The sequence below is a fragment of the Thiosulfatimonas sediminis genome, assembly GCF_011398355.1.
GTDB classification, from domain to species: Bacteria; Pseudomonadota; Gammaproteobacteria; order Thiomicrospirales; family Thiomicrospiraceae; genus Thiomicrorhabdus; species Thiomicrorhabdus sediminis_A.
Map to the genome: position 1 here is coordinate 1,723,381 of NZ_AP021889.1, position 19,989 is coordinate 1,743,369.

Annotated in this window: 20 protein-coding genes; 12 read left to right on the top strand and 8 right to left on the bottom strand. The window is 46.0% G+C overall.

The genetic code is table 11. The features are described from left to right. The first annotated feature begins 77 nt into the window (after positions 1-77). The 4 genes from HRR27_RS07980 to HRR27_RS07995 all read left to right on the top strand — a co-directional run bounded on the left by HRR27_RS07980 (position 78) and on the right by HRR27_RS07995 (position 2,031). Positions 78-386, top strand: a complete 309-nt coding sequence (locus tag HRR27_RS07980; RefSeq protein ID WP_173272574.1) for an HvfA family oxazolone/thioamide-modified RiPP metallophore — start codon at positions 78-80, stop codon at positions 384-386. A gap of 182 nt (positions 387-568) precedes the next feature. Further along, the gene (locus HRR27_RS07985) at positions 569-1,192 is read left to right on the top strand and encodes an HvfX family Cu-binding RiPP maturation protein (protein ID WP_173272576.1); all 624 of its coding nucleotides are present in this window, start codon (positions 569-571) and stop codon (positions 1,190-1,192) included. 18 nt (positions 1,193-1,210) lie between these two features. Next, positions 1,211-1,801, top strand: coding sequence for a sigma-70 family RNA polymerase sigma factor (locus HRR27_RS07990; protein WP_173272578.1), 591 nt, complete (start codon positions 1,211-1,213; stop codon positions 1,799-1,801). Continuing rightward, positions 1,798-2,031: an anti-sigma factor family protein gene (locus HRR27_RS07995; RefSeq protein WP_197905392.1), complete on the top strand. Its 234-nt coding sequence runs from the start codon at positions 1,798-1,800 to the stop codon at positions 2,029-2,031. The genes HRR27_RS07990 and HRR27_RS07995 overlap by 4 nt, the downstream gene beginning before the upstream one ends. A gap of 146 nt (positions 2,032-2,177) precedes the next feature. Here the strand turns inward: HRR27_RS07995 and rluF are convergent, their stop codons facing one another. After that, the gene (rluF, locus tag HRR27_RS08000) at positions 2,178-3,092 is read right to left on the bottom strand and encodes a 23S rRNA pseudouridine(2604) synthase RluF (protein WP_173272580.1); all 915 of its coding nucleotides are present in this window, start codon (positions 3,090-3,092) and stop codon (positions 2,178-2,180) included. Between the two features lie 325 nt (positions 3,093-3,417). Continuing rightward, on the bottom strand, positions 3,418-3,771 hold the full coding sequence (locus HRR27_RS08005) for a DUF6172 family protein (protein ID WP_197905393.1): 354 nt from the start codon (positions 3,769-3,771) through the stop codon (positions 3,418-3,420). Between the two features lie 220 nt (positions 3,772-3,991). Between HRR27_RS08005 and HRR27_RS08010 the strand changes: the two genes are divergently transcribed. The 7 genes from HRR27_RS08010 to HRR27_RS08040 all read left to right on the top strand — a co-directional run bounded on the left by HRR27_RS08010 (position 3,992) and on the right by HRR27_RS08040 (position 13,477). Beyond that, entirely contained in the window at positions 3,992-5,365 is a 1,374-nt protein-coding gene (locus HRR27_RS08010; RefSeq protein ID WP_173272582.1) for a Y-family DNA polymerase, read from the top strand. 259 nt (positions 5,366-5,624) lie between these two features. Beyond that, positions 5,625-6,158, top strand: coding sequence for a DUF2062 domain-containing protein (locus HRR27_RS08015; RefSeq protein ID WP_173272584.1), 534 nt, complete (start codon positions 5,625-5,627; stop codon positions 6,156-6,158). Positions 6,159-6,401: 243 nt separating this feature from the next. After that, positions 6,402-8,117: a proline--tRNA ligase gene (locus HRR27_RS08020; protein WP_173272587.1), complete on the top strand. Its 1,716-nt coding sequence runs from the start codon at positions 6,402-6,404 to the stop codon at positions 8,115-8,117. 10 nt (positions 8,118-8,127) lie between these two features. Then, positions 8,128-8,844 (top strand): DUF3581 domain-containing protein, encoded by a 717-nt coding sequence (locus tag HRR27_RS08025; RefSeq protein WP_173272589.1) that lies wholly within the window; start codon positions 8,128-8,130, stop codon positions 8,842-8,844. A gap of 76 nt (positions 8,845-8,920) precedes the next feature. Then, entirely contained in the window at positions 8,921-9,865 is a 945-nt protein-coding gene (gene ylqF / locus HRR27_RS08030) for a ribosome biogenesis GTPase YlqF (RefSeq protein ID WP_173272591.1), read from the top strand. Positions 9,866-10,669: 804 nt separating this feature from the next. Then, positions 10,670-11,590: a helix-turn-helix domain-containing protein gene (locus HRR27_RS08035; protein WP_173272593.1), complete on the top strand. Its 921-nt coding sequence runs from the start codon at positions 10,670-10,672 to the stop codon at positions 11,588-11,590. Positions 11,591-11,728: 138 nt separating this feature from the next. Further along, entirely contained in the window at positions 11,729-13,477 is a 1,749-nt protein-coding gene (locus tag HRR27_RS08040) for a choice-of-anchor I family protein (RefSeq protein ID WP_173272595.1), read from the top strand. 59 nt (positions 13,478-13,536) lie between these two features. Here HRR27_RS08040 and HRR27_RS08045 read toward each other — a convergent pair whose 3' ends face one another. Then, complete coding sequence (locus HRR27_RS08045) at positions 13,537-14,358, bottom strand: metal-dependent hydrolase (RefSeq protein ID WP_173272597.1); 822 nt, start codon at positions 14,356-14,358, stop codon at positions 13,537-13,539. A gap of 253 nt (positions 14,359-14,611) precedes the next feature. On the opposite strand from HRR27_RS08045, the gene HRR27_RS08050 reads away from it, so the two are divergent. Beyond that, on the top strand, positions 14,612-15,916 hold the full coding sequence (locus HRR27_RS08050; RefSeq protein ID WP_173272599.1) for an OprD family outer membrane porin: 1,305 nt from the start codon (positions 14,612-14,614) through the stop codon (positions 15,914-15,916). Positions 15,917-15,996: 80 nt separating this feature from the next. Here HRR27_RS08050 and HRR27_RS08055 read toward each other — a convergent pair whose 3' ends face one another. From HRR27_RS08055 to HRR27_RS08075, 5 genes are read right to left on the bottom strand one after another with little or no spacing between them, the layout of a single operon-like run. After that, positions 15,997-16,851, bottom strand: a complete 855-nt coding sequence (locus HRR27_RS08055) for a PilZ domain-containing protein (protein WP_194240652.1) — start codon at positions 16,849-16,851, stop codon at positions 15,997-15,999. 10 nt (positions 16,852-16,861) lie between these two features. Continuing rightward, positions 16,862-17,131: a hypothetical protein gene (locus HRR27_RS08060; protein WP_173272601.1), complete on the bottom strand. Its 270-nt coding sequence runs from the start codon at positions 17,129-17,131 to the stop codon at positions 16,862-16,864. A gap of 16 nt (positions 17,132-17,147) precedes the next feature. Then, the gene (locus HRR27_RS08065; RefSeq protein WP_173272602.1) at positions 17,148-17,675 is read right to left on the bottom strand and encodes an efflux RND transporter periplasmic adaptor subunit; all 528 of its coding nucleotides are present in this window, start codon (positions 17,673-17,675) and stop codon (positions 17,148-17,150) included. Between the two features lie 12 nt (positions 17,676-17,687). Further along, entirely contained in the window at positions 17,688-19,112 is a 1,425-nt protein-coding gene (locus tag HRR27_RS08070; protein WP_173272603.1) for a TolC family protein, read from the bottom strand. A 19-nt stretch (positions 19,113-19,131) separates the two neighbouring features. Further along, positions 19,132-19,701 (bottom strand): thioredoxin family protein, encoded by a 570-nt coding sequence (locus tag HRR27_RS08075; RefSeq protein WP_173272604.1) that lies wholly within the window; start codon positions 19,699-19,701, stop codon positions 19,132-19,134. Positions 19,702-19,989 lie beyond the last annotated feature (288 nt).

The window sequence follows — 19,989 nt, forward strand, 5'->3', positions numbered from 1 at the left end:
ACTGTAAGGATTCTAAAAACCTTGCGTCTAAGAGACTGAACAAACCTGTTCTTATTTTTCAAAATCGAGGTATTACCATGAAAATTCAATCGCTTTTCACCGCCACTCTTTCTGCGCTTTTACTTGCCACCACAATGAATGCCAGCGCAGATTCCAGCAATCCATTCACGGTATTTTCAACACAGAGCGCGCAAATATTAATTGTACAAACGGATGCCGCGAAATGTGGTGCAGAGAAAAAAGCCACTGATGCAAAATGTGGCGCCGCTAAATGCGGTGCAGAGAAAAAAGCCACTGATGCAAAATGTGGCGCCGCTAAATGCGGTGCTGAGAAAAAAGCCGCTGATGCAAAATGTGGCGCAGCAAAATGCGGCGCCAGCAAATAAAGCGAGCCGCATAGCAAACCTAAGAAGACACAGAGTTTGCAATTTACATTTCTGCTCTAAGCGCTTTTGACAATGAGGACTTGCTCTGTGTCTTCCTATCCTTAAACCAACTTTATTCACGCCACGATGACCTGCAATCACACTGACTGCAGGCCAATCCATTCTTTGTTTGGAGTATCGCTATGCACACTCTATTAACTAAATCGACCGACTTATATCAACATTCGCTTACCCATCTAAGTCATTTAGACGGCTTAGCACCGCTGCTTTTTAGAATCTACCTAGCGCCAATCATGCTGCAAGCGGGGTGGAATAAATTGGCCAATTTTTCCGATACGGTCACTTGGTTTGGCAATGCAGAATGGGGCCTGGGCTTACCTTTTCCGGCGTTAATGACCGCGTTAGCCGGTGGCACGGAACTACTCGGCGGAATCGCCCTTCTTCTGGGATTAGCGGTTCGCTGGTTCTCTGTTCCTTTAATGATTACCATGCTGGTCGCGGCGCTCAGCGTTCATTGGCCAAACGGCTGGCTCGCCATTGCCGATGCTTCCAGCTGGCTGGCAAATCAACAAGTCATTGATGCACAACAACAATTGGCCGTCAGTAAAGAGATTCTACAAACCCACGGCAATTATGATTGGCTTACAATGAATGGCTCTATTGTAATACTCAACAACGGTATCGAGTTTGCTGCTACCTATTTTATTATGTTGCTTAGCCTACTGTTTACTGGCGGCGGTCGCTATGTCAGCGCAGATTTTTGGATAAAGCGCGCACTCATCGACGCCCCCGTTAAGAAATCCTAAAAGAGAAAAACCGCAACAATGTCATTTCATACGCCGACTCAAGACCCATTTGCACAGCAGATTGCACCTTTACGTCCTCGCCTGCTCGCCTTCGCTCGGCTGCACTTAAACTGCTCGGAAGATTGCGATGACCTAGTGCAAGAGACCTTGTTCGCGGCATGGCATCGCTATGCACAGTTTCAGGGAAAGTCCACTTTAGAAACTTGGGTATTTGCGATCTTGCGCCGCAAACTGATTGACCTCTACCGCCAACGCAGCAAAATCCAAATCTTTGAATATGACGAAAACCAATTGCCGGATACCGACACTCTATTTCAAGAAGATGAGCATTGGCAAAAAGTGCAAGCACCGACCGTTTGGCCAACACCTTACAAACAGATGGAAAACGAACATTTTTGGCAAGTGTTCGATCTCTGTATTTACCACTTACCGGAACAGACCTCACGCGTCTTTTCGCTCCACGAATTACTGGGTTTTGACACCCAGCAAATCTGCGAAACACTGCAAATTTCAGAACAAAACTGTTGGACGATTTTGCACCGCGCTCGGTTAAAACTGCGGGCCTGTCTGGAAAAAAATTGGTTTAGCCCCGAAGAGAGCTCAAAATGAAGTCGATGAAATCTTGTAAACACGCCACCGAACTGATGTCACTACAACATGAGCGTAAACTCAACTTTGCAGAACATAGCTGGCTCACCACGCATTTGGCGCTGTGCGCTCATTGCCGGCGTTGCAAAAAGCAATTCGACCTCCTGAGTAAAACCTGTGAGGAAAGAAGAAATGTTTTAGATTCCGCGCAAGAAGGCGAGCCTCAGCACTTCGAGGAAGAAACAAAATAACTTCCTAAGCCTAGGCTTAGGGAGATACAGAGCAAGTCCAAATGGCTCAGGCACAGAAGAATTTAACTGGGCCAAGCGACTGTTTGCTGTCATAAGTACTAATTCAAAATTGACAATAACCGACAACACCGCTTAGCGAAATCTGACTATCGGCGAGGCTTTGATGTACGACCTTTATTGCGTGGCGCCTCTTTTTTGACTGGCGATTTATTGCCGCGCCCAGTTCGCGGTCTAGGTGCATCTTTTTTAATGGCTTTCGTCGCCTGCGGATTTTTACCCGATTTCGCGCTATTTTTGCTGGTTCTAGCGGCCACGTTTGTGGCCACTTTTGTCGAACCAGAAACCGCTCGATTAATTTCTGCGATTACTTCTGCGGGTAAATTGCGCCAATGACCAACCGGTAAATTACCTAGCGAAACATTCATAATCCGAGTGCGGACCAAACGCACAACTTTATAACCAAAATACTCGCACATACGCCGAATTTGACGGTTCAAGCCTTGATTTAAAATGATTTTAAACACAAAACGACTCTGCATTTGCACTTGGCAAGGCAAGGTGACCCTATCCAAAATAGGTACCCCAATCGACATTTTCTGAATAAATTCCGGCGTCAAGGCCTTATTTACCGTAACCACATACTCTTTATCATGGCCATTCTCGGCGCGCAATATCTTATTGACAATATCGCCATCACTGGTCAGAAAAATCAACCCTTCGGAATCTTTATCCAAACGACCAATTGGAAAAATTCGCTCCGGATGGTTAATCGCATCAGTGATATTTCCCTGCACCGTTTGCAAGGTGGTACAGGTGATGCCAACCGGCTTATGGTAGGCAATGTACACTCGGTCAGATTTATCCGCGGCGCTGGCGGCAATCAAACGTCCATTCACTCGAACCTCGTCCCCAGCAAAGACCTGGGCGCCAACCGCCACGGTTTTGCCGTTTAGTTTGACACACCCCTGTTCTATGAAACGATCGGCCTCACGGCGCGAACAAAATCCGGAATCACTGATGAATTTATTAAGACGAATACTCTCTGGAAGGCTGTTAGACATTGTGTTCAATCCACTTTGGATACCGATGTGCAAACTCAGCGAAAGCCCTAAAATGGTAACCGACAAGCTGACAACAAAAAATAAAAAGGACTATCTTAAAACAAAAAGGATCAAACGTCAGATTCGATTCCGTGTAATGCGCTTATCAGCAAGAAATCTCATCTTTATAGAGACACAGAACCAGTACAACTAAGGCGTTACAGAACAAGTTCAAATGGTTTCAAGTTCTGCAAATGAATGTAATAGACAAAATGGTGAAGAGCCTCTGTGAACGAAGCTCTTGTCAACCTTTAAAGAAAAGCGATGCTTAAAAAATTTTTCTCACCTATTGTTCGTAATCGAACTCATCTTCATCTTCATCAGTTTTGTGCTGCAAGATTCCGGTTTTGTGGGACACGGCTTTCTCTTTGAAAACCGGACGGGCTAAAATTTCCAAATAAAATTTCGCCATTTGACTCTGTTCTGCATGATTAATCGATTGATTAATTTCGGTAACCAAAATCGCTTCGCTGCTCTCTTGATCCGCCCCAAATCGGCAATCAAAATCCCAAGCGTTCATGCCTGCAGGCAAGGTTTTAGCACGCTCACGTTTCAGATACTTACGAACTTCATGTTTAATCGCCTCAACCAGGCGAGGCGTAGCAATTTTTTCAGAGGTTAAAATAAAAGTTTTTTTCATGGGATCTCAATTTGATTTAAAACATTAGCGTTATATAACTAGGCGCGTCGAATATCAAGCAATAATTCCGCTCAAAATCGCAAATCGAGCCCAGTCAAACTCCGCGACAGCAGAATGATATGGCGACCTATTCCGCATGGCTTTAAATAACCGCACACCATCGCCTATTTTTATACTAAAATAAATTCTTGTAACAAAAATCAAGATTGGATGGTTTCGCATGGCAAATCACAACACTCAACGTCCTATTTTTGCCTTAGTGGATGGGAATGCGTTTTACGCATCTTGCCAAATCGTATTTAACCCATCACTGGCCACCCGCCCAGTCGTAGTTCTGTCTAATAATGATGGCTGCATCGTCGCCGCGAATCAAATTGCTAAAGACTTAAATCAAGAGTTACTCGCAAAACTTGGCGATTTAGGCAGCGGAGGCAACCGTGCAGCACACCCCAAAAGTATGATGTTTCAACCTTACTTCAAAGTGAAATGGCTACTGGATAAACATCGGGCGGCAGTGTTTAGCTCTAACTACGAACTCTATGCGGACATGTCAAACCGTATGCACCGTTTGCTTGCTGAGATGGCACCAAAACAAGAAATCTATTCGATTGATGAAAGTTTTCTTGATTTATCCGGTTTACAAACATCTTATAACTTAAGCGAATACGGCCAACTTATTAAAACGCGCGTTCAACAAGAACTCGGATTACCAGTGGCGGTTGGGATTGGACATAGCAAAACCTTGGCAAAACTAGCGAACCATCTGGCAAAAAAGCAACCACAAAATCACGGCGTCCTTGACCTAACCGTCTTAGATAAACACGCATTAGAGGCCCTTCTGGCGCAAGTGGACATTAACAACCTCTGGGGCATTGGAAAAAATTTGGCGCTAAAACTGCGTGCCGATGGCATTCAAACCGCGCTTGCATTACGCCAAGCCAACCCGAAAATCCTAAGAAAAAAATACACAGTGGTCATGGAACGGATAATCCAAGAACTCAATGGCGAATCTTGTTTACCGCTAGAAAGTTTAGCCAGCGCGAAAAAACAACTGATCAGTTCACGTTCTTTTGGGCAGCCACAAAGCGACTATCACTCGGTTGAACAAGCCGTTGTCAGCCATACCCTAAATGCGGCTCATAAATTACGCCGCCAAAATAGCGTCTGTCAAATCCTCCATCTTTACCTGCGCACCAACCCTTTTAGCGACACGGCACAATACCATCCGCATCATCAAATTGGCTTGGTTTACCCAAGCGACAACAGCATTTTATTAAGTAAACTCGCTCGCCGCGCATTGCGCAGCATTTGGCGCGATGGTTTTGCGTATCATAAAGTTGGCGTCATGCTCAGCGAAATAACCCCCAAAGGCGCTTTTCAGCAAGATCTGTTTGCCCAGTCACCTAAATACTCCGCCAATCCACAACAAGAAAAATTAATGCAAACTCTTGACCAGATTAATCAAACCCAAGGACGTAATACCTTGTTTTTTGCAGCACAAGGTATCCCACAAAAAAATGCTTGGCAGATGAAACGTTTAAGAATGTCACCACGCTATACCACGCGCTGGGATGAAATCTTAACGGTTCGCTAGAAGAGATCGAATAACACCAAAAAGTGGACATCCGTGGTGCTTATTCTGTGCCTGCCTAGTTTTTATACAAAAACGGAAAAAGATTTACAAAACATAATTATAAGCTAATATGAGCAATCTAAAGAGTACTCGCAAACAACGGCAGTCAATCTAGTCACTGTCATACTTTGCCAATTAATTCGACCGAACAAACCTTTATAATAAAAAGGTTATGAACGGCTTTTAGCCACTTTCCCCCTTGGCGATGACAAGCAAAATTATGCTGCGATATTTGCGTTTTAAATTACATCAAATCGGCCGCGCAACCAAACGCTCGGTTTTTTTGAACCGCTATTTCCCGCGTTTTAAAGACCGCGTGTACTGGGCAGGTGACCGCACCTCTTTCGCTCGTGCAGGATTTGTCGGCTGTTTTTGTATGATGCTACCCATTCCGTTTCAGATGGTCTTGGGATCGATAATGGCCTATTACGTACGAGCCAATATTCCGTTAGCCACGGCACTGGCTTGGATCACCAACCCACTGACTATGTGGCCAATTTGGTATGGTGGTTATGTATTTGGTACTTGGCTGCTTGGCACTCCCGACCTGTTCCATACATCACAAGGGTTCGTCATCGGTTCTAGTGATTGGTTCTCGAACGTTTTCCCGCACATCTGGATGCCTTTCTTTATCGGTAACGCGACACTCGGTCTCATATTCGGTACACTCATGTATCTGCTTATAGGCCACTTTAACCTGCACTGGCTCCGTGAAAAACTACGCGGTTTAAAAGCACACAAAAACGAATCATAAAAATCGATTGGCATCACAGCCATCTCAAGGGGGCACAGAACAAGTCCCCATTGACTTCAGCGCATTTCTGCGCCGCCGATTATAAAAACTTAATTTAACCATCACAGAATACATCTCCATTAACGCAGCCAAACGCATCAAATCATCTCTAGGAGTGGATTCGTCGTTTGTTCACCCTAAGGCTCGCTTTCTGCTAAAATACGCGGTTTTTATAATTGCGATTTTTTCAAGGTAATTGCGTCAATGAAAACCTCAAACCTACTGCTCGCCACCACCCGTGAAACCCCATCCGATGCTGTTGTCATCAGCCACCAATTGATGATTCGCGCCGGTATGATTCGCCCCCTGGCCGGCGGCCTTTATAACTGGCTACCAATGGGATTGCGAGTGCTGCGCAAGGTAGAAGCGATTATTCGCGAGGAAATGAACCGTGCCGGCGCGCAAGAACTGCTTATGCCGGTCGTTCAGCCGCTTGAATTGTGGGAAGAGTCCGGCCGCGATGCCACCATGGGCAGTGAAATGCTACGCTTTAGCGATCGCCATGACCGCGCGTTTGTACTGGGGCCGACCCACGAAGAAGTGATTACCGATATCGTGCGTAAAGAAATTCGCAGCTACAAACAATTGCCAATCAATTTCTATCAAGTTCAAACCAAATTCCGCGATGAACGCCGCCCGCGTTTCGGCGTAATGCGCTCACGCGAATTCATTATGAAAGATGCTTACTCTTTCCATCTTTCACAAGAGTCGCTGCAAGAAACCTACGATGTGATGTACGAAACCTACAACCGCATTTTTAGCCGCATCGGCTTTAGATTCCGCGCAGTACAAGCAGATACCGGCGCAATCGGCGGTGATGGCTCGCACGAATTTCATGTTTTAGCCGACTCTGGTGAGGATAATATCGCCATTTGCAGTAACTCCGATTACGCTGCTAACGTCGAATTAGCTGAAGCACTTGCACCCAATAGTGCGCGTCCTGAAGCGACTCAAACACGGCAAAAAATTGCCACGCCGAACACCCATTCGATTGAAGAGGTTTCCAACCTGCTGCAAGTCAAGAAAAAGAAAATCGTCAAAACCCTTTTGGTACAAGGCGCCAGTAAAGAACATTCGGTCATCGCTTTAGTGTTACGTGGCGATCATGAATTGAACGAACTCAAAGCCGAAAAACACCCCTTAGTGGCCAGTCCATTCACTATGGCCAGCGATGAACAAATTCAAGCTGCGGCCGGCTGCTCGGCGGGCTCCATCGGCCCAGTCGGCTTAAGCATTCCGGTTTTGGTAGACCGTACTGCGGCGGTCAGTGCGGATTTTATTTGCGGTGCGAATGAAGACGGTTTCCATTTCACTGGCGCAAACTGGGAACGCGATGCGCACATCAGCGAAGTGGTGGATCTGCGTAACGTCGAAGCCGGCGATGCCAGTGCTTGCGGCCATGGCAAATTGGAAATTCATAAAGGCATCGAAGTGGGTCACATTTTCCAACTCGGCAACAAATATTCCAAAGCACTTAACGCCACGGTACAAAATGAAAACAGTCGTGCACAAGTGCTAGAAATGGGTTGCTATGGCATCGGGGTTACCCGTATCGTTGCCGCGTCAATCGAGCAAAATCACGATGATCGCGGCATTATTTGGCCAGATGCCATCGCGCCTTTCCAAGTCTGTATCGTGCCAATGCAAATGCACAAATCACCGCGCGTAGCGGAAGCGGCACAAACCATCTACGCCGAACTTATGGCCAAAGGCGTTGACGTGCTGCTCGACGATCGCGCCGAGCGCCCTGGGGTCATGTTCTCAGATATGGACTTAATCGGCATTCCGCATCGCATCGTTATCGGCGAACGCGGTTTAGACAACGGCATGATTGAATACAAATACCGCCGTAATGACGCACCGCAAGATGTTGCCATCGATGAATTTATGGCGTTCCTAATGGCACAGCTGGCTAAGTAAGAGGCGCAATATGTTTTTAGACCATTTTTACCAAACCACTGGCGAACGGATTCAAATTAGCGCCGAACAAGGCAGCCGCTTCGCTAAAGAGGTCGCCAATGACTTTAATCCGTTACATAACCCTGATTCTAAACGGTTTTGCGTACCCGGCGATTTGCTGTTTTCATTGGTGTTAAAAAAATACGGCCTATCACAAAACATGACGTTTAAATACACCGGCATGGTTGGCAACAATCTACCGCTTGAATTACCACTAACCGATGCGGAAAAACTGGTGATTACCGATGAAAAAGGCAAAGACTATCTGCACGTTGAACGCGCCGGAGCGATTAGCGACGATGCCCAATTGATCGAAAATTTCGCGCGCAGCTATGTGGCATTTTCGGGGATCAGTTTTCCACATATTTTAGTGCCGCTGATGCAGCAAAATAAGGTGATGATTAATCCAAGCCGCCCGATGGTCATTTACGACAACATGTCATTTGAACTGCATGATTTAAACTTGCGTAACCCGCAACTTAAATTAACAGACAGTACTTTAGATGTGGATGGCAAGCGCGGTTTAATCAAATTGCATTTTGCGATTTTCGAAAATGACATCGAAGTCGGTAAAGGCTCAAAAAACATGACCATTGGCGGTCTACGTGAATACGATGAAGCAGAAATGCAGCAACTGATTCAGATTTACGAAAAATCCAAACAAGCCTACCAACAGCAGGTCGCTTAAACAGCCGCCTCGCAACGAAAAAAGAGCGCCCTTTTGGGCGTTTTTTCATCCCCAACTTTAACACCACGGAGACAACATGGGCATTCAATGGTACCCCGGACACATGCATAAAGCACAAAAAGAAGTGCGTGAAATTTTCCACCAAGTGGATGTGTTTATCGAAGTGTTGGACGCCCGCATTCCGTTTAGCAGCCAAAACCCGCTGATTGAAGAAATTCGTAAAGATAAGCCAACCATCAAAATTCTCAATAAAACCGATTTAGCCGATCCACAAGTGACAGAACGCTGGCAAGCTTTCATGGAACAGGAAAGCAGTGTCAAAACCCTCTCGTTTAATGCACAACAGAGTGACCGTCGCGAACAAATTCTAAGCCTTATCAAAAAAATGGTGCCACAAAAAGCGGGCAGCATCAAAACCATTCACGCGCTGATCATCGGCATCCCCAATGTTGGTAAATCAACGTTAATAAACAGTATTCTTGGGCGCACTATTGCCAAAACAGGTAACGAGCCGGCTGTGACGAAAAACCAGCAGCGCATTAAACTCGAAGAAAACATTATTCTTATCGACACGCCAGGAATGCTCTGGCCAAATATCGAAAACGAGAACAGCGGCTACCGTTTGGCGATTACCGGCGGCATCAAAGAGACAGCTTTTGAACTGCCTGACATCGCATCCTATGCCTGCGAATACCTGATGCACGCTTATCCGCAGCAAATTAAACAGCGTTATGATTTAGAACAACTACCGGAAAGTGATGTGGAACTTCTGGAAATCATTGGTCGGAAACGCGGCTGCCTTCGTGCTGGTGGCATTGTTGACTTAGAAAAAGTGTCGCGCCTTTTCATCATGGAATATCGCGACCGCTATATGGGTGATCTGACCTTGGAAACTCCAGAAATGATGGCACAAGAGCAACAACAAGTGGAACTGCAGCGCCAAGCAAAAGAAGAAAAAAAGAAAGCGCGTGAAGAAGCCAAAAAAGAGCGCCGTGCCAGACATCGCAAAAATAAACGCTAAAGAGGCACGGAATAAGTCTCCATTCACCTCAGCACGAAATTGCAAGGTGCAAATTCTAAGCTTCCCTGGAAATGCATCACTATGGATGAGAGGGGTAACGACGAAGTTGCCCCTGCAATCCCCCGCCCGTCGGCGCTTTAAAGTATTTAACTGCACTCTGCTTCCAAGTCTGGACTGGCGGTAAACAGCTTCCTTGCTCAGTCAAATTCTAATTGGCCTGACGCCATTTGGACTTGTTCTGTATCTCTAAAGCTAAACGCGCCTTTTAGTATGCAAAATATTCACGGAAAAGTAAGAGTTACGGTAATATAGACAAAAAAAATCCTGAACAAGAACGTCATCTTGTCAGGATTCAAATAAGGTCCAAGACCTTTTGGGAAATAAACAAATTGGATAAACTCAGCGAAAATGATTCCGTCAAACGCCATTATCAAAGACACAATCAACAATCGCTCAGCCACTACTCTTGCAAAAAGAGTAACCCAGAAAATCCACTTTCTGGTTTAAACAGAGTAGCTTAAAGCGCCGTAAAATACGACAAAATTAAACAACTAACGCTTAATAAAAGACATTCTAGGCGAGTGTATCTTGCTACCAAAGGGCTAAAAAAAATATTTATTTTAATTTATTCGCCTAGGCAAAATCACTACTAAAGAAAGCATGCACTTTTGTATCCAGATAGAAAAACAATTTGTTATAAACCACCGAAATTAAAGACTCTACACTCAATTACATTGCTCTAGAGTTACCTGAAATATCATCTATTTCTGCCTTTAATTATGCAAAAACTGAGATTTATCCGTTATGTTTAAGTTTAGTGACTATTTACGTATTTGCCGAGAAAACACAGGCGTAACTCAAACCGAACTAGTTGATGCTCTGATTCAAAACGATTCAGCTTTCAATTCTTTGGATGCCACCACCTTAAGTCGATGGGAACGCGGCGTCTCTAAACCGGCACTCAGTAAACAAACTTTAATCATCAAATATTTCTCTCAATATTTTGGTCGCATCTATCCGTTTCTAGAAGAAGCCGAACCAATCGAAATTGAAAAGAGCTTCTGTGCAATCGGTTTCTCCAAACTGCTCGGCCGCCACAAAATGGTGATGGACTTCCCGACGAAAAACATGGACACCAAACTCTTTAAGGTAAAGCCTTTTCACGACTCCCTTCATAAAATGACCGCTTTGCGCCGCAACCATATGATTATGCAAGAGATTTACGGACCTCAACTCTGTTATACACTGCATGAAAACTTGGCTACAAATCCCTCAAATTATTTTGCAATATGCGAATACCAAGGGGACTATTACGGTCATTTCTTTGCGCTGCGCCTCAAACCGGAAGTCTTTCGCCGCCTAATGAATTTCAACATGCGCGCCGATGCGATTTCTCTCTTAGATATCGCTCCGGCAGACGAAATCGGCTGCTATTACTTTTTCGGATTCTTCAGCCTCGGAGAGAAAGTCATATCGCTTATCTGGATTCATTTTTACACGCAACTGATTAAGCAGCAGAAGACCATCGCCGACTTGGGTGCCCTGATTGTCTCCAAAGAGGGCGAAATCATCGCCAAAAACATGAACACTGAATGCGTTAACGCCATCGAGATTCAAGGCATAACCATGATGAATTTTCAAGCAAGCATTGATCAAATGCTGATTACCGAGAATGTCGTCAAAATGCTGTTTAATCCTGAAAGCTGTCCCGAGAATCATGACTGATCTAAGATAACTCAGCCCACTTGCATAAAAGCTTCATTTAACTGCAATTTTTCTGTCAAAAGACAGTAAAGCTCTTTGTTTATCCTAGCGTTTAAAACTTTAAGACGTTCTCAAACGCAACAAACTACAAGGATAATCATGACGCTTTTTGCCAAAAAACCGCTTGTCGTCGCCCTTGGCGGCCTCATTGCAATCACCGCGTTCAGCGGCTGTGTTCAAATTGAACTGAACCCGACGCCGATTGTTGAAAACAGCTCTAGCATCCAAATTGCTAAAATCGGCACCTATGTCACCGGCCTCTATGACGCATCGGCGGCAGAAATCGTGACTTTCGATAAAACCACTCAACAAGCCTTTGTGGTCAATGCCCAATCCGGCAAAATCGACATTTTAGACGCGTCCAACCCAAGCGCACCGAGCAAGCGTGGTGAAATCACCCTTGCCAATGACATCAGCGGTGCGGTCGGCGCGGCTAACTCGGTCGATTTTCATGACGGTCTCTTAGCGGTCGCCGTTGAAAACACCACCAAAACCGACAACGGCTGGGTCGCTTTTTACAAGGTGGCGGAGGACTCGATTCGCTTTATCGAGGCAGTGAGCGTCGGTGCTCTGCCGGATATGCTGACCTTTACGCCAAACGGTAAACAGCTTGTGGTCGCTTTAGAAGGCGAACCCAACAACGACTATAGCGTCGATCCACTTGGGCAAGTGGCAATTATCGACATCACTTGGGACGGCACATCCTTGCTGAGCAATACGACCGAGCTCGACTTTAGCGACTTTAACGAAGGAGCGGCGCGCAACGGCGAACTGCCCAAAGCGTTGATGGTCTTGGATGGCCTAAACGCGACCGTCGCACAAAGCTTTGAACCGGAATACGTGACCGTTAAGGCCGACAGCAGCGAAGCCTATGTTGCACTGCAAGAAAATAACGCTATTGCCGTGATTGATCTGCAAAGCAAACGCATTGAACGCATTATCGGCTTAGGATTTAAAGACCATAGCTTAGCCGGCAAAGGTCTGGACGCCAGCCAAAAAGATGGGGTCAATATCCAAACTTGGCCGGTCAAAGGCATCTATATGCCGGACACCATCACCAACTATAGCGTTGCTGGTACAACTTACCTACTTACCGCTAACGAAGGCGATGATCGCCAAGACTGGCTGGAAAATGTCACCGATCAGGCGACTTGCGAAGCATCGGGTTACTTCTTCGACGCCAAAGATAATTGTGTCGATGCCTTCTCGGCAAAAGATTATTACGCTAACGACAATGTCACGCTCAGCTCAGGTATCGCCGATAACGGCGGTTTCGGCGGCGATAATCAACTGTTGCGTCTAAAGTTCTCTTACCACACCACGGTAGCAAAAAACGGCGGCACAGCATTTAACGAACTCTATGCTTACGGCGGACGCTCCTTCTCAATATACAACGCCGAAACCGGCGAACAGGTGTTTGATTCCGGCGATGACTTCGAGCAAATGACCGCCGAAATTTTCGGTGCCGATTTCAACAACGACAATGCCGAAAACAGCGGCGATGACCGTTCGGACAATAAAGGACCGGAACCGGAAGCCTTGGCCATCGGTCAAGTCGGTACTCAGACTTATGCATTTGTCGGCTTAGAGCGCATGGGCGGCATTATGGTCTATAACATTACCGACCCTGCAAATAGCACCTTCGTGCAGTATTTTAACGACCGTGACACCAGCGAAGATGTCCAAGCCTCGATTGAAGCGGGCAATGCGGTAGATTATGGCCCGGAAGGCATCGAGTTTGTTGCCGCGCAAGACAGTCCGAACGGCAAACCGATGTTGATTGTCGCCAACGAAATCAGTGGCACCACCAGTTTCTTTGCGATTAATGAAATCTTCGACGCGAAATAATCGCTCAAACGCTTAAAAAAACCTCCAAGCGGTAAAATCGCAAGGAGGTTTTTTATAGGTTACTCCAGCGTGAGACTCTGTCCGGGCTGCATCACCTGCATGGGCGTCGTTACGCCCTCTTGCTTCAAGAATCCGGCAAACTGCTCCGGCGTACCGCGTAATAACGGGAAAGTACCGAAGTGATTCGGAATCACCATTTTACGCGGTTGCACCAGTTTTACCGCGTGCGCAGCGCGTTTTGGCCCCATGGTAAAGGTATCGCCGATGGCCGCCAGCATCACATCGACGGGCCCGAACAAATTAATTAACGCCATATCCTGAAACACATCGGTATCGCCGGTATGATAAAAACTCGGACCGTCTTTAATTTGAATATGCAAGCCGGTGACCGTCCCGCCATAATAGGTTTCCGTACCGTCTGCTAAGGGAACGCCAACACTGGAACTGTGAATCGCTTGCGTAAAGCCGACCTGAATATCCCCGTTTAACAGCGGAATTTGCCCGCCAATATTACCGGTGGTCGGAAAACCGAATTGGTCTTTGGGGAAATCTAACTTCTCGACCATTACTTTTCCCAAATCAAAATTGGTGACTAGTTTTGCGCCTGTCTGCTTGGCGATGGCCACCGTGTCGCCGATATGATCGAAATGCCCATGCGTTAATAAAATCAAATCCACTTTTTTTAAAGCTTTAAGCTGCGCTTCGCCTTGCGGATTTTTCGGGTTGGTCAGCCAAGGGTCAATCATAATCACATGGCCTTGCGGGGTAACAATTTTATAACCGGCTTGACCGTAATAGGTCAATTCGGTCTTCGCCTGAGCGGCAATTGAAAACAGTTGGGTCACCGCAAAACCGGTTGCCAGTAACAAAGGCTTAAACATACAAACACTCCACAACATAATCGAATCAATATTGGAAAAAGAGTAAAAAACCTATCTATCAAAACCGGAAAGCTTACGCGTGTGAACTTAGTTATATTTATCCATTCTAAAAAAATTCTTATAAGTAAACATAATAGCAACACTTAAAAAACTATTATGATGTAAACCAGTGCATAAACCCAAACAACAACTCACTTCAACTATACTATGAACCTTGAAATTGCCCTTTAAAAAAGAATAACAGGAGAAAACGATGCCGTTAAAACCGATTATTACCACGCTCGCCTTTGGAATGATGGCTAACGTCGCTTACGCTAAACCCATGATCATTGATGGTGAAGATAAAGGCACACTGGATTTCATGGTCAAAGCGATTACCGTTCTGGATGGAAAAAACAATAACTTTGATCCAAACTACGGTACCGCAGAACTACTTAAAATGAAATACACATCCGTACGTTGGAACGGCATCAATCTGGTGGCCGGTTTTTATATGGACGGCGACTTACTGGGCAATAATCTAGACAATCCGAGTGCACAAGATCGCTTGGCACGAGGCCTTTACACCAGCAATGATCAAGGTGCAAACGGCCTAATGGGTGAACTGAAATTGACCGGACAACATGGCGATTTCGGCTGGTTTGTCGGACGCACTCTCTTCAACTCGCCGCTAACGACTAGCGCAGACAGTACCATGCCGAGTTTTCACAGTGGCTATGGAATTGACTACAAGGTGAACGACTCGCTTCGGGTAAGCGCTACCCAGATCAACCGCATCGCCTTAGGCGCACGCACCGCAACTGAATGGAGTCTGATCGGCGAAGGAACCGGAACCGCCGGCACCGCCATTAACCCGACGGCAACCCAAGCAGAGTTCATCAGCATTGCCGATGCAACCATCGTCAATAACACGCGCAAAACCAACGGCATCAGCATCGTTAATCTTGAGGTTAAGCCCACTCAAGCAAGCCAAATTTCGTTATGGAATTACTACGCCGATGACATCAGCAACAATTTTTACATCAACGGCGAGCAAAAATTCAAATTGGCCAATCAAGACAGTGTCAAACTGCAAGCCCAGCTTCTTAACCAACAAGAGATCGGCGCGGCACTCGGCGGCCAACGGGACTTCAATCTGCTGGGCGCGCAAGCCACCTACATCAAGCCGACATGGAGCGCCTACTTGGCGGCCAACCACAGCTCCGGCGACAGTGCCATGTTAAACGCATGGGGCGGCGATCCGGCTTACACCAGCAGCACTTTCTCGCGGAATGCCTATCGTGAAAACGTCACCGCTTATAAGCTTGGCGGCCAATACAAAATCACACCTAACTGGATTCTGGCTGCAAGTTATGCCGACTACGGGCAATCCGACACCACTGTCGGCAGTTTGAGCGCCGATACCGATGCGACCGAATTTGATATGAGTCTGACTTGGAAATACAGCAAAGCCTTAACATTCAAAGTCTTCCATGCTAGCCGTACCAGCGAGTACGACACCGACAGCACAGACCGAACTCAAGCACATAGTCGCTTAGTCGTTGTTTGGAAATACTAATATTGCTATTCGACTAAAATAAAAATGGCCGAACGAAATCGCATTCGTTCAGCCATTTTTATCGTGCAACATTCTGTTAATTAAGCTTCTGGGTTTTCCCGTAACTCAGCATACAAACTATCTTGCTGGATTTTTTCGGCATGGAACAAGGCTTCTTGCGGCGCCATTCCTTGGTGCATATAGTCGAAAGCAATCTGCAATTTTTCACTCAAAAAGCGATTCTCAAAATCCGCCAACACCGTTTTCCACGCTTTTTTATCGATACTCTCTTTGGGTGTATGCGCAATCAGTTTCGCCAAAATCCCCAATGCGATAGCCGAATTGCCAACTTGCTGGAAAAACCGCTCAAACTGCTCAAGCGATTGCTGAAGGGGAGCCATGGTAGCGTCGTTGGATTGCGGCCATTTAAGCTGTTGCAACATCTCTGCCAGATGCTGCTCACCGACCTGTTGATTGGCTTGCATTTCCGCGACAGCCAAATCCAATGCCATTAACGCCTCTTGCAAATCCGCGCAATCTGTCGATATTGGCGAACCACTCTCGATAAAATTAAACTCTCGCATCTCTGAGCCGGACATCGAAATATCCGCTGTTTTGGCATCGGTAATGACAAGACGGTGGTGGCTCAGTAGCTGCGAACTGGTAATTTGCTTAATATGACAGCCACACAAAAAACGCCCTGAACGCGGTTGAATATGCACCACTGTTAATGAATCAAAACAGTAAGTTTCGCCACTTTCTAAATTTCGTACCCGTAAACTGACTTCTTGGTTGGGCAAAAACCAATCAGCCTCATCCACCCAAAAGCTCAGACCGGTTAAATTGACATCATAACCATCAAATGGTTCTGAAAAATCCAGGTCGTCAAAATCAGTTACTTCAAAACTTCGTGCCACCCGATAGGATTGGCGCTGTTCCATATCCAATTCAAACATCAGAAGAGGCTTAAGGCTGAACTTTGGGTTTAAAACCCAAAGCCAAACATTCCGCTTCCGGTAACCAACCCAAACAGCTGCGAACTTTAAGGGACTGGTAGTTACGCACAATCGGCACAATCGTCAAAATACCAAAAAGAATCTGATACCAATGCCAACCAATTGCTGACGGCTGGGCAGCCCACCAAAGATTATTCACCCCAAAATGCTTGGTTTTAAAAATTAGGTGAATGGCTAAACGCCAATATTTTAATCCGTATTTAATTCGTGTTGCCCACATACCCTTTCCATCCATTTTAAGGCGCCAATTCAACCAGAGGACTGTTCTCTTGAAAAACAGTGCTTCCGACCGGCGCAAAAATTTTGCTAATTTTACCGCTTATCGGCGCACGAATGTACACATACTTAGCCCAGGCTTGATGCATTTTCAAATCTGCTTGCGCAATTTGCGACTCCGCTTTCGCTTTAAGGTGCGCCAATTTTGCCGCATCTAAAGTACGGCGTGAAGTGACCGTGCGATCGAATAAATCTAACGCTTGATCTAATTCAATCTGAGCATCTTGCAGCTGCGCATTGGCTAGGGTCACTTTGGCCTGCAGTAACTCGGTTTTCGCTCGGTAGCGCGCATCGTCTAAATCCATCAATTTCTGCCCCGCCTTCACCGTTTGACCTTCTTGCACATACACGGTTTGCACTTGCGAAACCACCAATGAACCGATCAGCACATTTTGCGCTTGCACAACCGACGCGTGCAAACCAAGGCCCAGCACCAATAACCAAGGCGCTAAAGCTGGAATTTTGTTAAACGATAAGATTGATTTCATTGCTATTCTCATCTAGTTTGGGACCTTAAAAGCCGGCACCGTTAACGCCAATGGCTTACCTTGCAGAAAATCTAATTGTGCCCACAAAAGCGCCTGCTTAAATTGCCACTCGGTCATGTTAAAGTTCGCTTCAGAAAGGCGCACCATCGAATCGCCCAAATCTGTAGCCGTTTCATTTTCATAAAGTGCGCGACTATAATCCAAATACAAATCAGCGTAATCGCCAAACAAAGCGTGTTTTTTCTGTTCGGTTTTGAGGAGTTGAATTTGAAAGTACAGATCCGTAATCTGCTCGCGCAGTTGCCGTGCCAAATCATCATATTGCGCTTGGTACAAATTCAAAGTCGCCTGCTCTTTTTCAATTTGCGCTTGTTGAAGACCTGAATCATACAACGGCAAATGCAAACTCAAATCCGCGCGCCAATTCCCCTCACGAAGTTCTGGATAACTCGATAACTGCCCAGCCCAAGCGTCAGCACGAATGGTTGGCCGATTACTGCTGCGGGCCGTGGCGACTTTTTGCTGTTGAGCCACCCACTGCTGCTTTAAAGCGCGTAATTGCGGATGGTCGGCAACCGACTGCTGTAACGCTTCCAAGTTTAATGTTTTGGCATCACGCTGCGCATAAACCGCCAAGTTCGGGAACTGTAATTTATCCGGCCGGGCGTCAGCATATCCGAGAGTATTGGCCAATAAAAGACGCATTTTTAATAAATTCTGCTCGGCTCGTGAACGAGCCAATAAAGCTTGCTGATAATTCGATTCCGCCTCCAGCAAATCCACATCCGATACCCGACCTAAACTGTGACGGTCTTTCATTTTATCAAACGCGATGTATTCAATCGCCATGGCTTCATTATCTATACGAAACTGAAAGTCAGCCAAGATGGCGTTAAAAAAAGCCTGCATAACTTGTATTTTATGTCGTTCAAGTTCTGCAACAAAACGCATCTGCTCTGCATCCGCCATTCCCATTAAAGCTTTCTGCTGTAAACGCGTTGCATCCCCGTCATACAAAACCTTACCGAAATGCAATGCTAAAAGATGATTGTTTTGCGCCTCGTTATTAAATTCGCGACGAGACAAGCGCCCTTCAATATCCAACATCGCCAGATTCTGTTTCGCGAGTACACCCGCTTCGGCTTGAATCACACCCGATTGGGCTTGATTGATGCTGGCGAGTGCTGAATGCAGCGGAAAGTCATTAAGCAGATACCCCAACGTTAACGGATTCGGTAAAGCTTGCGCGGGCTTTTGGCTAGCTGACGCCCAAACCTCTGGGCCGCCGCTCGACTGTGCGACAAGGGCATTTGTTGCAGTTGCATTATCTGCCGCGGCAGCAGTGCAATACAGCGTACTCGCCAACGCCAAGTGAAACGCATACCCAACCAACCGAGGGCTGCCGTTAAGCGGAGCAAAGAAGACAGAAAGGTTCAAGATCAAATTCCTTTCGAATTTAAGGATTTTCAGCGCGTTTACGCGTACGTTTATAAGCGGTAAACGATTGATTTTTGTAAGCACCGTCAAGCACGTAATCGGCTATCCATAGAAACTCTTCTTGGGTTCGTGTTGGGCCGGTATAGCGCACAATTGGATTGCCATCCAAGTCAAAAATAATCATGACTGGGGTCGCGCGCACGCGGAATACTTTTTCAGCCATGTCTTTCGAGGTCATCGCCTGACCATCAAAACCGATAACTTCATTACTGCCTTCAATATCATGCATATAGGTCAAAAAATGGCTGCGAAAGCGGTCTATGACTGTTTTATCTTGCAGAATCGTAGTACGCATACGATGACAAAACGGACATTCTTCCATATGAAAAAAAATAAAAATGCCTTTTTTGCCATTGTCTTTAGCGGTCTGTAAATCCTCATGGTAATTACCAAAAGATTCATCAAAAAACGGATCTGCGGCAAAGCTGTTTGACGAATTTAGAGCCGCTAGACCCAACAGACTCGCCAATAATCCTGTGCGTATTGACCGAAATGCGACACCGATTGCGTCCTGAATCGTGAATACCATGCGAGACTCCCATACGTTCATTAACTAAAGAAAACCAGACCAAACAAACCAAACAAGCGATTCACACTTTCTGATGGGAAATATATCAACTTAAGTAAATCGGCTAAAGACTCTTTAAGTGAAATTTTACGTAAGAAATTTTGATGCGGGCCTAAAAAAAATCAAAAGACCTCTACTGAGTTTGGTAAAACCGACAAATCGAAGGCACCAAAGACTGGCTACCTTGCAGATTTAAATAATTTGGGTAATTCCCAAGTTGTGCTCTTGTCGACTCTAAAAACCCGTTTG

Bases quoted from the DNA above. Each gene is read 5' to 3' on its own strand.
- HRR27_RS07980 (WP_173272574.1), top strand. From the start codon at position 78: ATGAAAATTCAATCGCTTTTCACCGCCACTCTTTCTGCGCTTTTACTT.
- HRR27_RS07985 (WP_173272576.1), top strand. From the start codon at position 569: ATGCACACTCTATTAACTAAATCGACCGACTTATATCAACATTCGCTT.
- HRR27_RS07990 (WP_173272578.1), top strand. From the start codon at position 1,211: ATGTCATTTCATACGCCGACTCAAGACCCATTTGCACAGCAGATTGCA.
- HRR27_RS07995 (WP_197905392.1), top strand. From the start codon at position 1,798: ATGAAGTCGATGAAATCTTGTAAACACGCCACCGAACTGATGTCACTA.
- rluF (WP_173272580.1), bottom strand. From the start codon at position 3,092: ATGTCTAACAGCCTTCCAGAGAGTATTCGTCTTAATAAATTCATCAGT.
- HRR27_RS08005 (WP_197905393.1), bottom strand. From the start codon at position 3,771: ATGAAAAAAACTTTTATTTTAACCTCTGAAAAAATTGCTACGCCTCGC.
- HRR27_RS08010 (WP_173272582.1), top strand. From the start codon at position 3,992: ATGGCAAATCACAACACTCAACGTCCTATTTTTGCCTTAGTGGATGGG.
- HRR27_RS08015 (WP_173272584.1), top strand. From the start codon at position 5,625: ATGCTGCGATATTTGCGTTTTAAATTACATCAAATCGGCCGCGCAACC.
- HRR27_RS08020 (WP_173272587.1), top strand. From the start codon at position 6,402: ATGAAAACCTCAAACCTACTGCTCGCCACCACCCGTGAAACCCCATCC.
- HRR27_RS08025 (WP_173272589.1), top strand. From the start codon at position 8,128: ATGTTTTTAGACCATTTTTACCAAACCACTGGCGAACGGATTCAAATT.
- ylqF (WP_173272591.1), top strand. From the start codon at position 8,921: ATGGGCATTCAATGGTACCCCGGACACATGCATAAAGCACAAAAAGAA.
- HRR27_RS08035 (WP_173272593.1), top strand. From the start codon at position 10,670: ATGTTTAAGTTTAGTGACTATTTACGTATTTGCCGAGAAAACACAGGC.
- HRR27_RS08040 (WP_173272595.1), top strand. From the start codon at position 11,729: ATGACGCTTTTTGCCAAAAAACCGCTTGTCGTCGCCCTTGGCGGCCTC.
- HRR27_RS08045 (WP_173272597.1), bottom strand. From the start codon at position 14,358: ATGTTTAAGCCTTTGTTACTGGCAACCGGTTTTGCGGTGACCCAACTG.
- HRR27_RS08050 (WP_173272599.1), top strand. From the start codon at position 14,612: ATGCCGTTAAAACCGATTATTACCACGCTCGCCTTTGGAATGATGGCT.
- HRR27_RS08055 (WP_194240652.1), bottom strand. From the start codon at position 16,851: ATGTTTGAATTGGATATGGAACAGCGCCAATCCTATCGGGTGGCACGA.
- HRR27_RS08060 (WP_173272601.1), bottom strand. From the start codon at position 17,131: ATGTGGGCAACACGAATTAAATACGGATTAAAATATTGGCGTTTAGCC.
- HRR27_RS08065 (WP_173272602.1), bottom strand. From the start codon at position 17,675: ATGAAATCAATCTTATCGTTTAACAAAATTCCAGCTTTAGCGCCTTGG.
- HRR27_RS08075 (WP_173272604.1), bottom strand. From the start codon at position 19,701: ATGGTATTCACGATTCAGGACGCAATCGGTGTCGCATTTCGGTCAATA.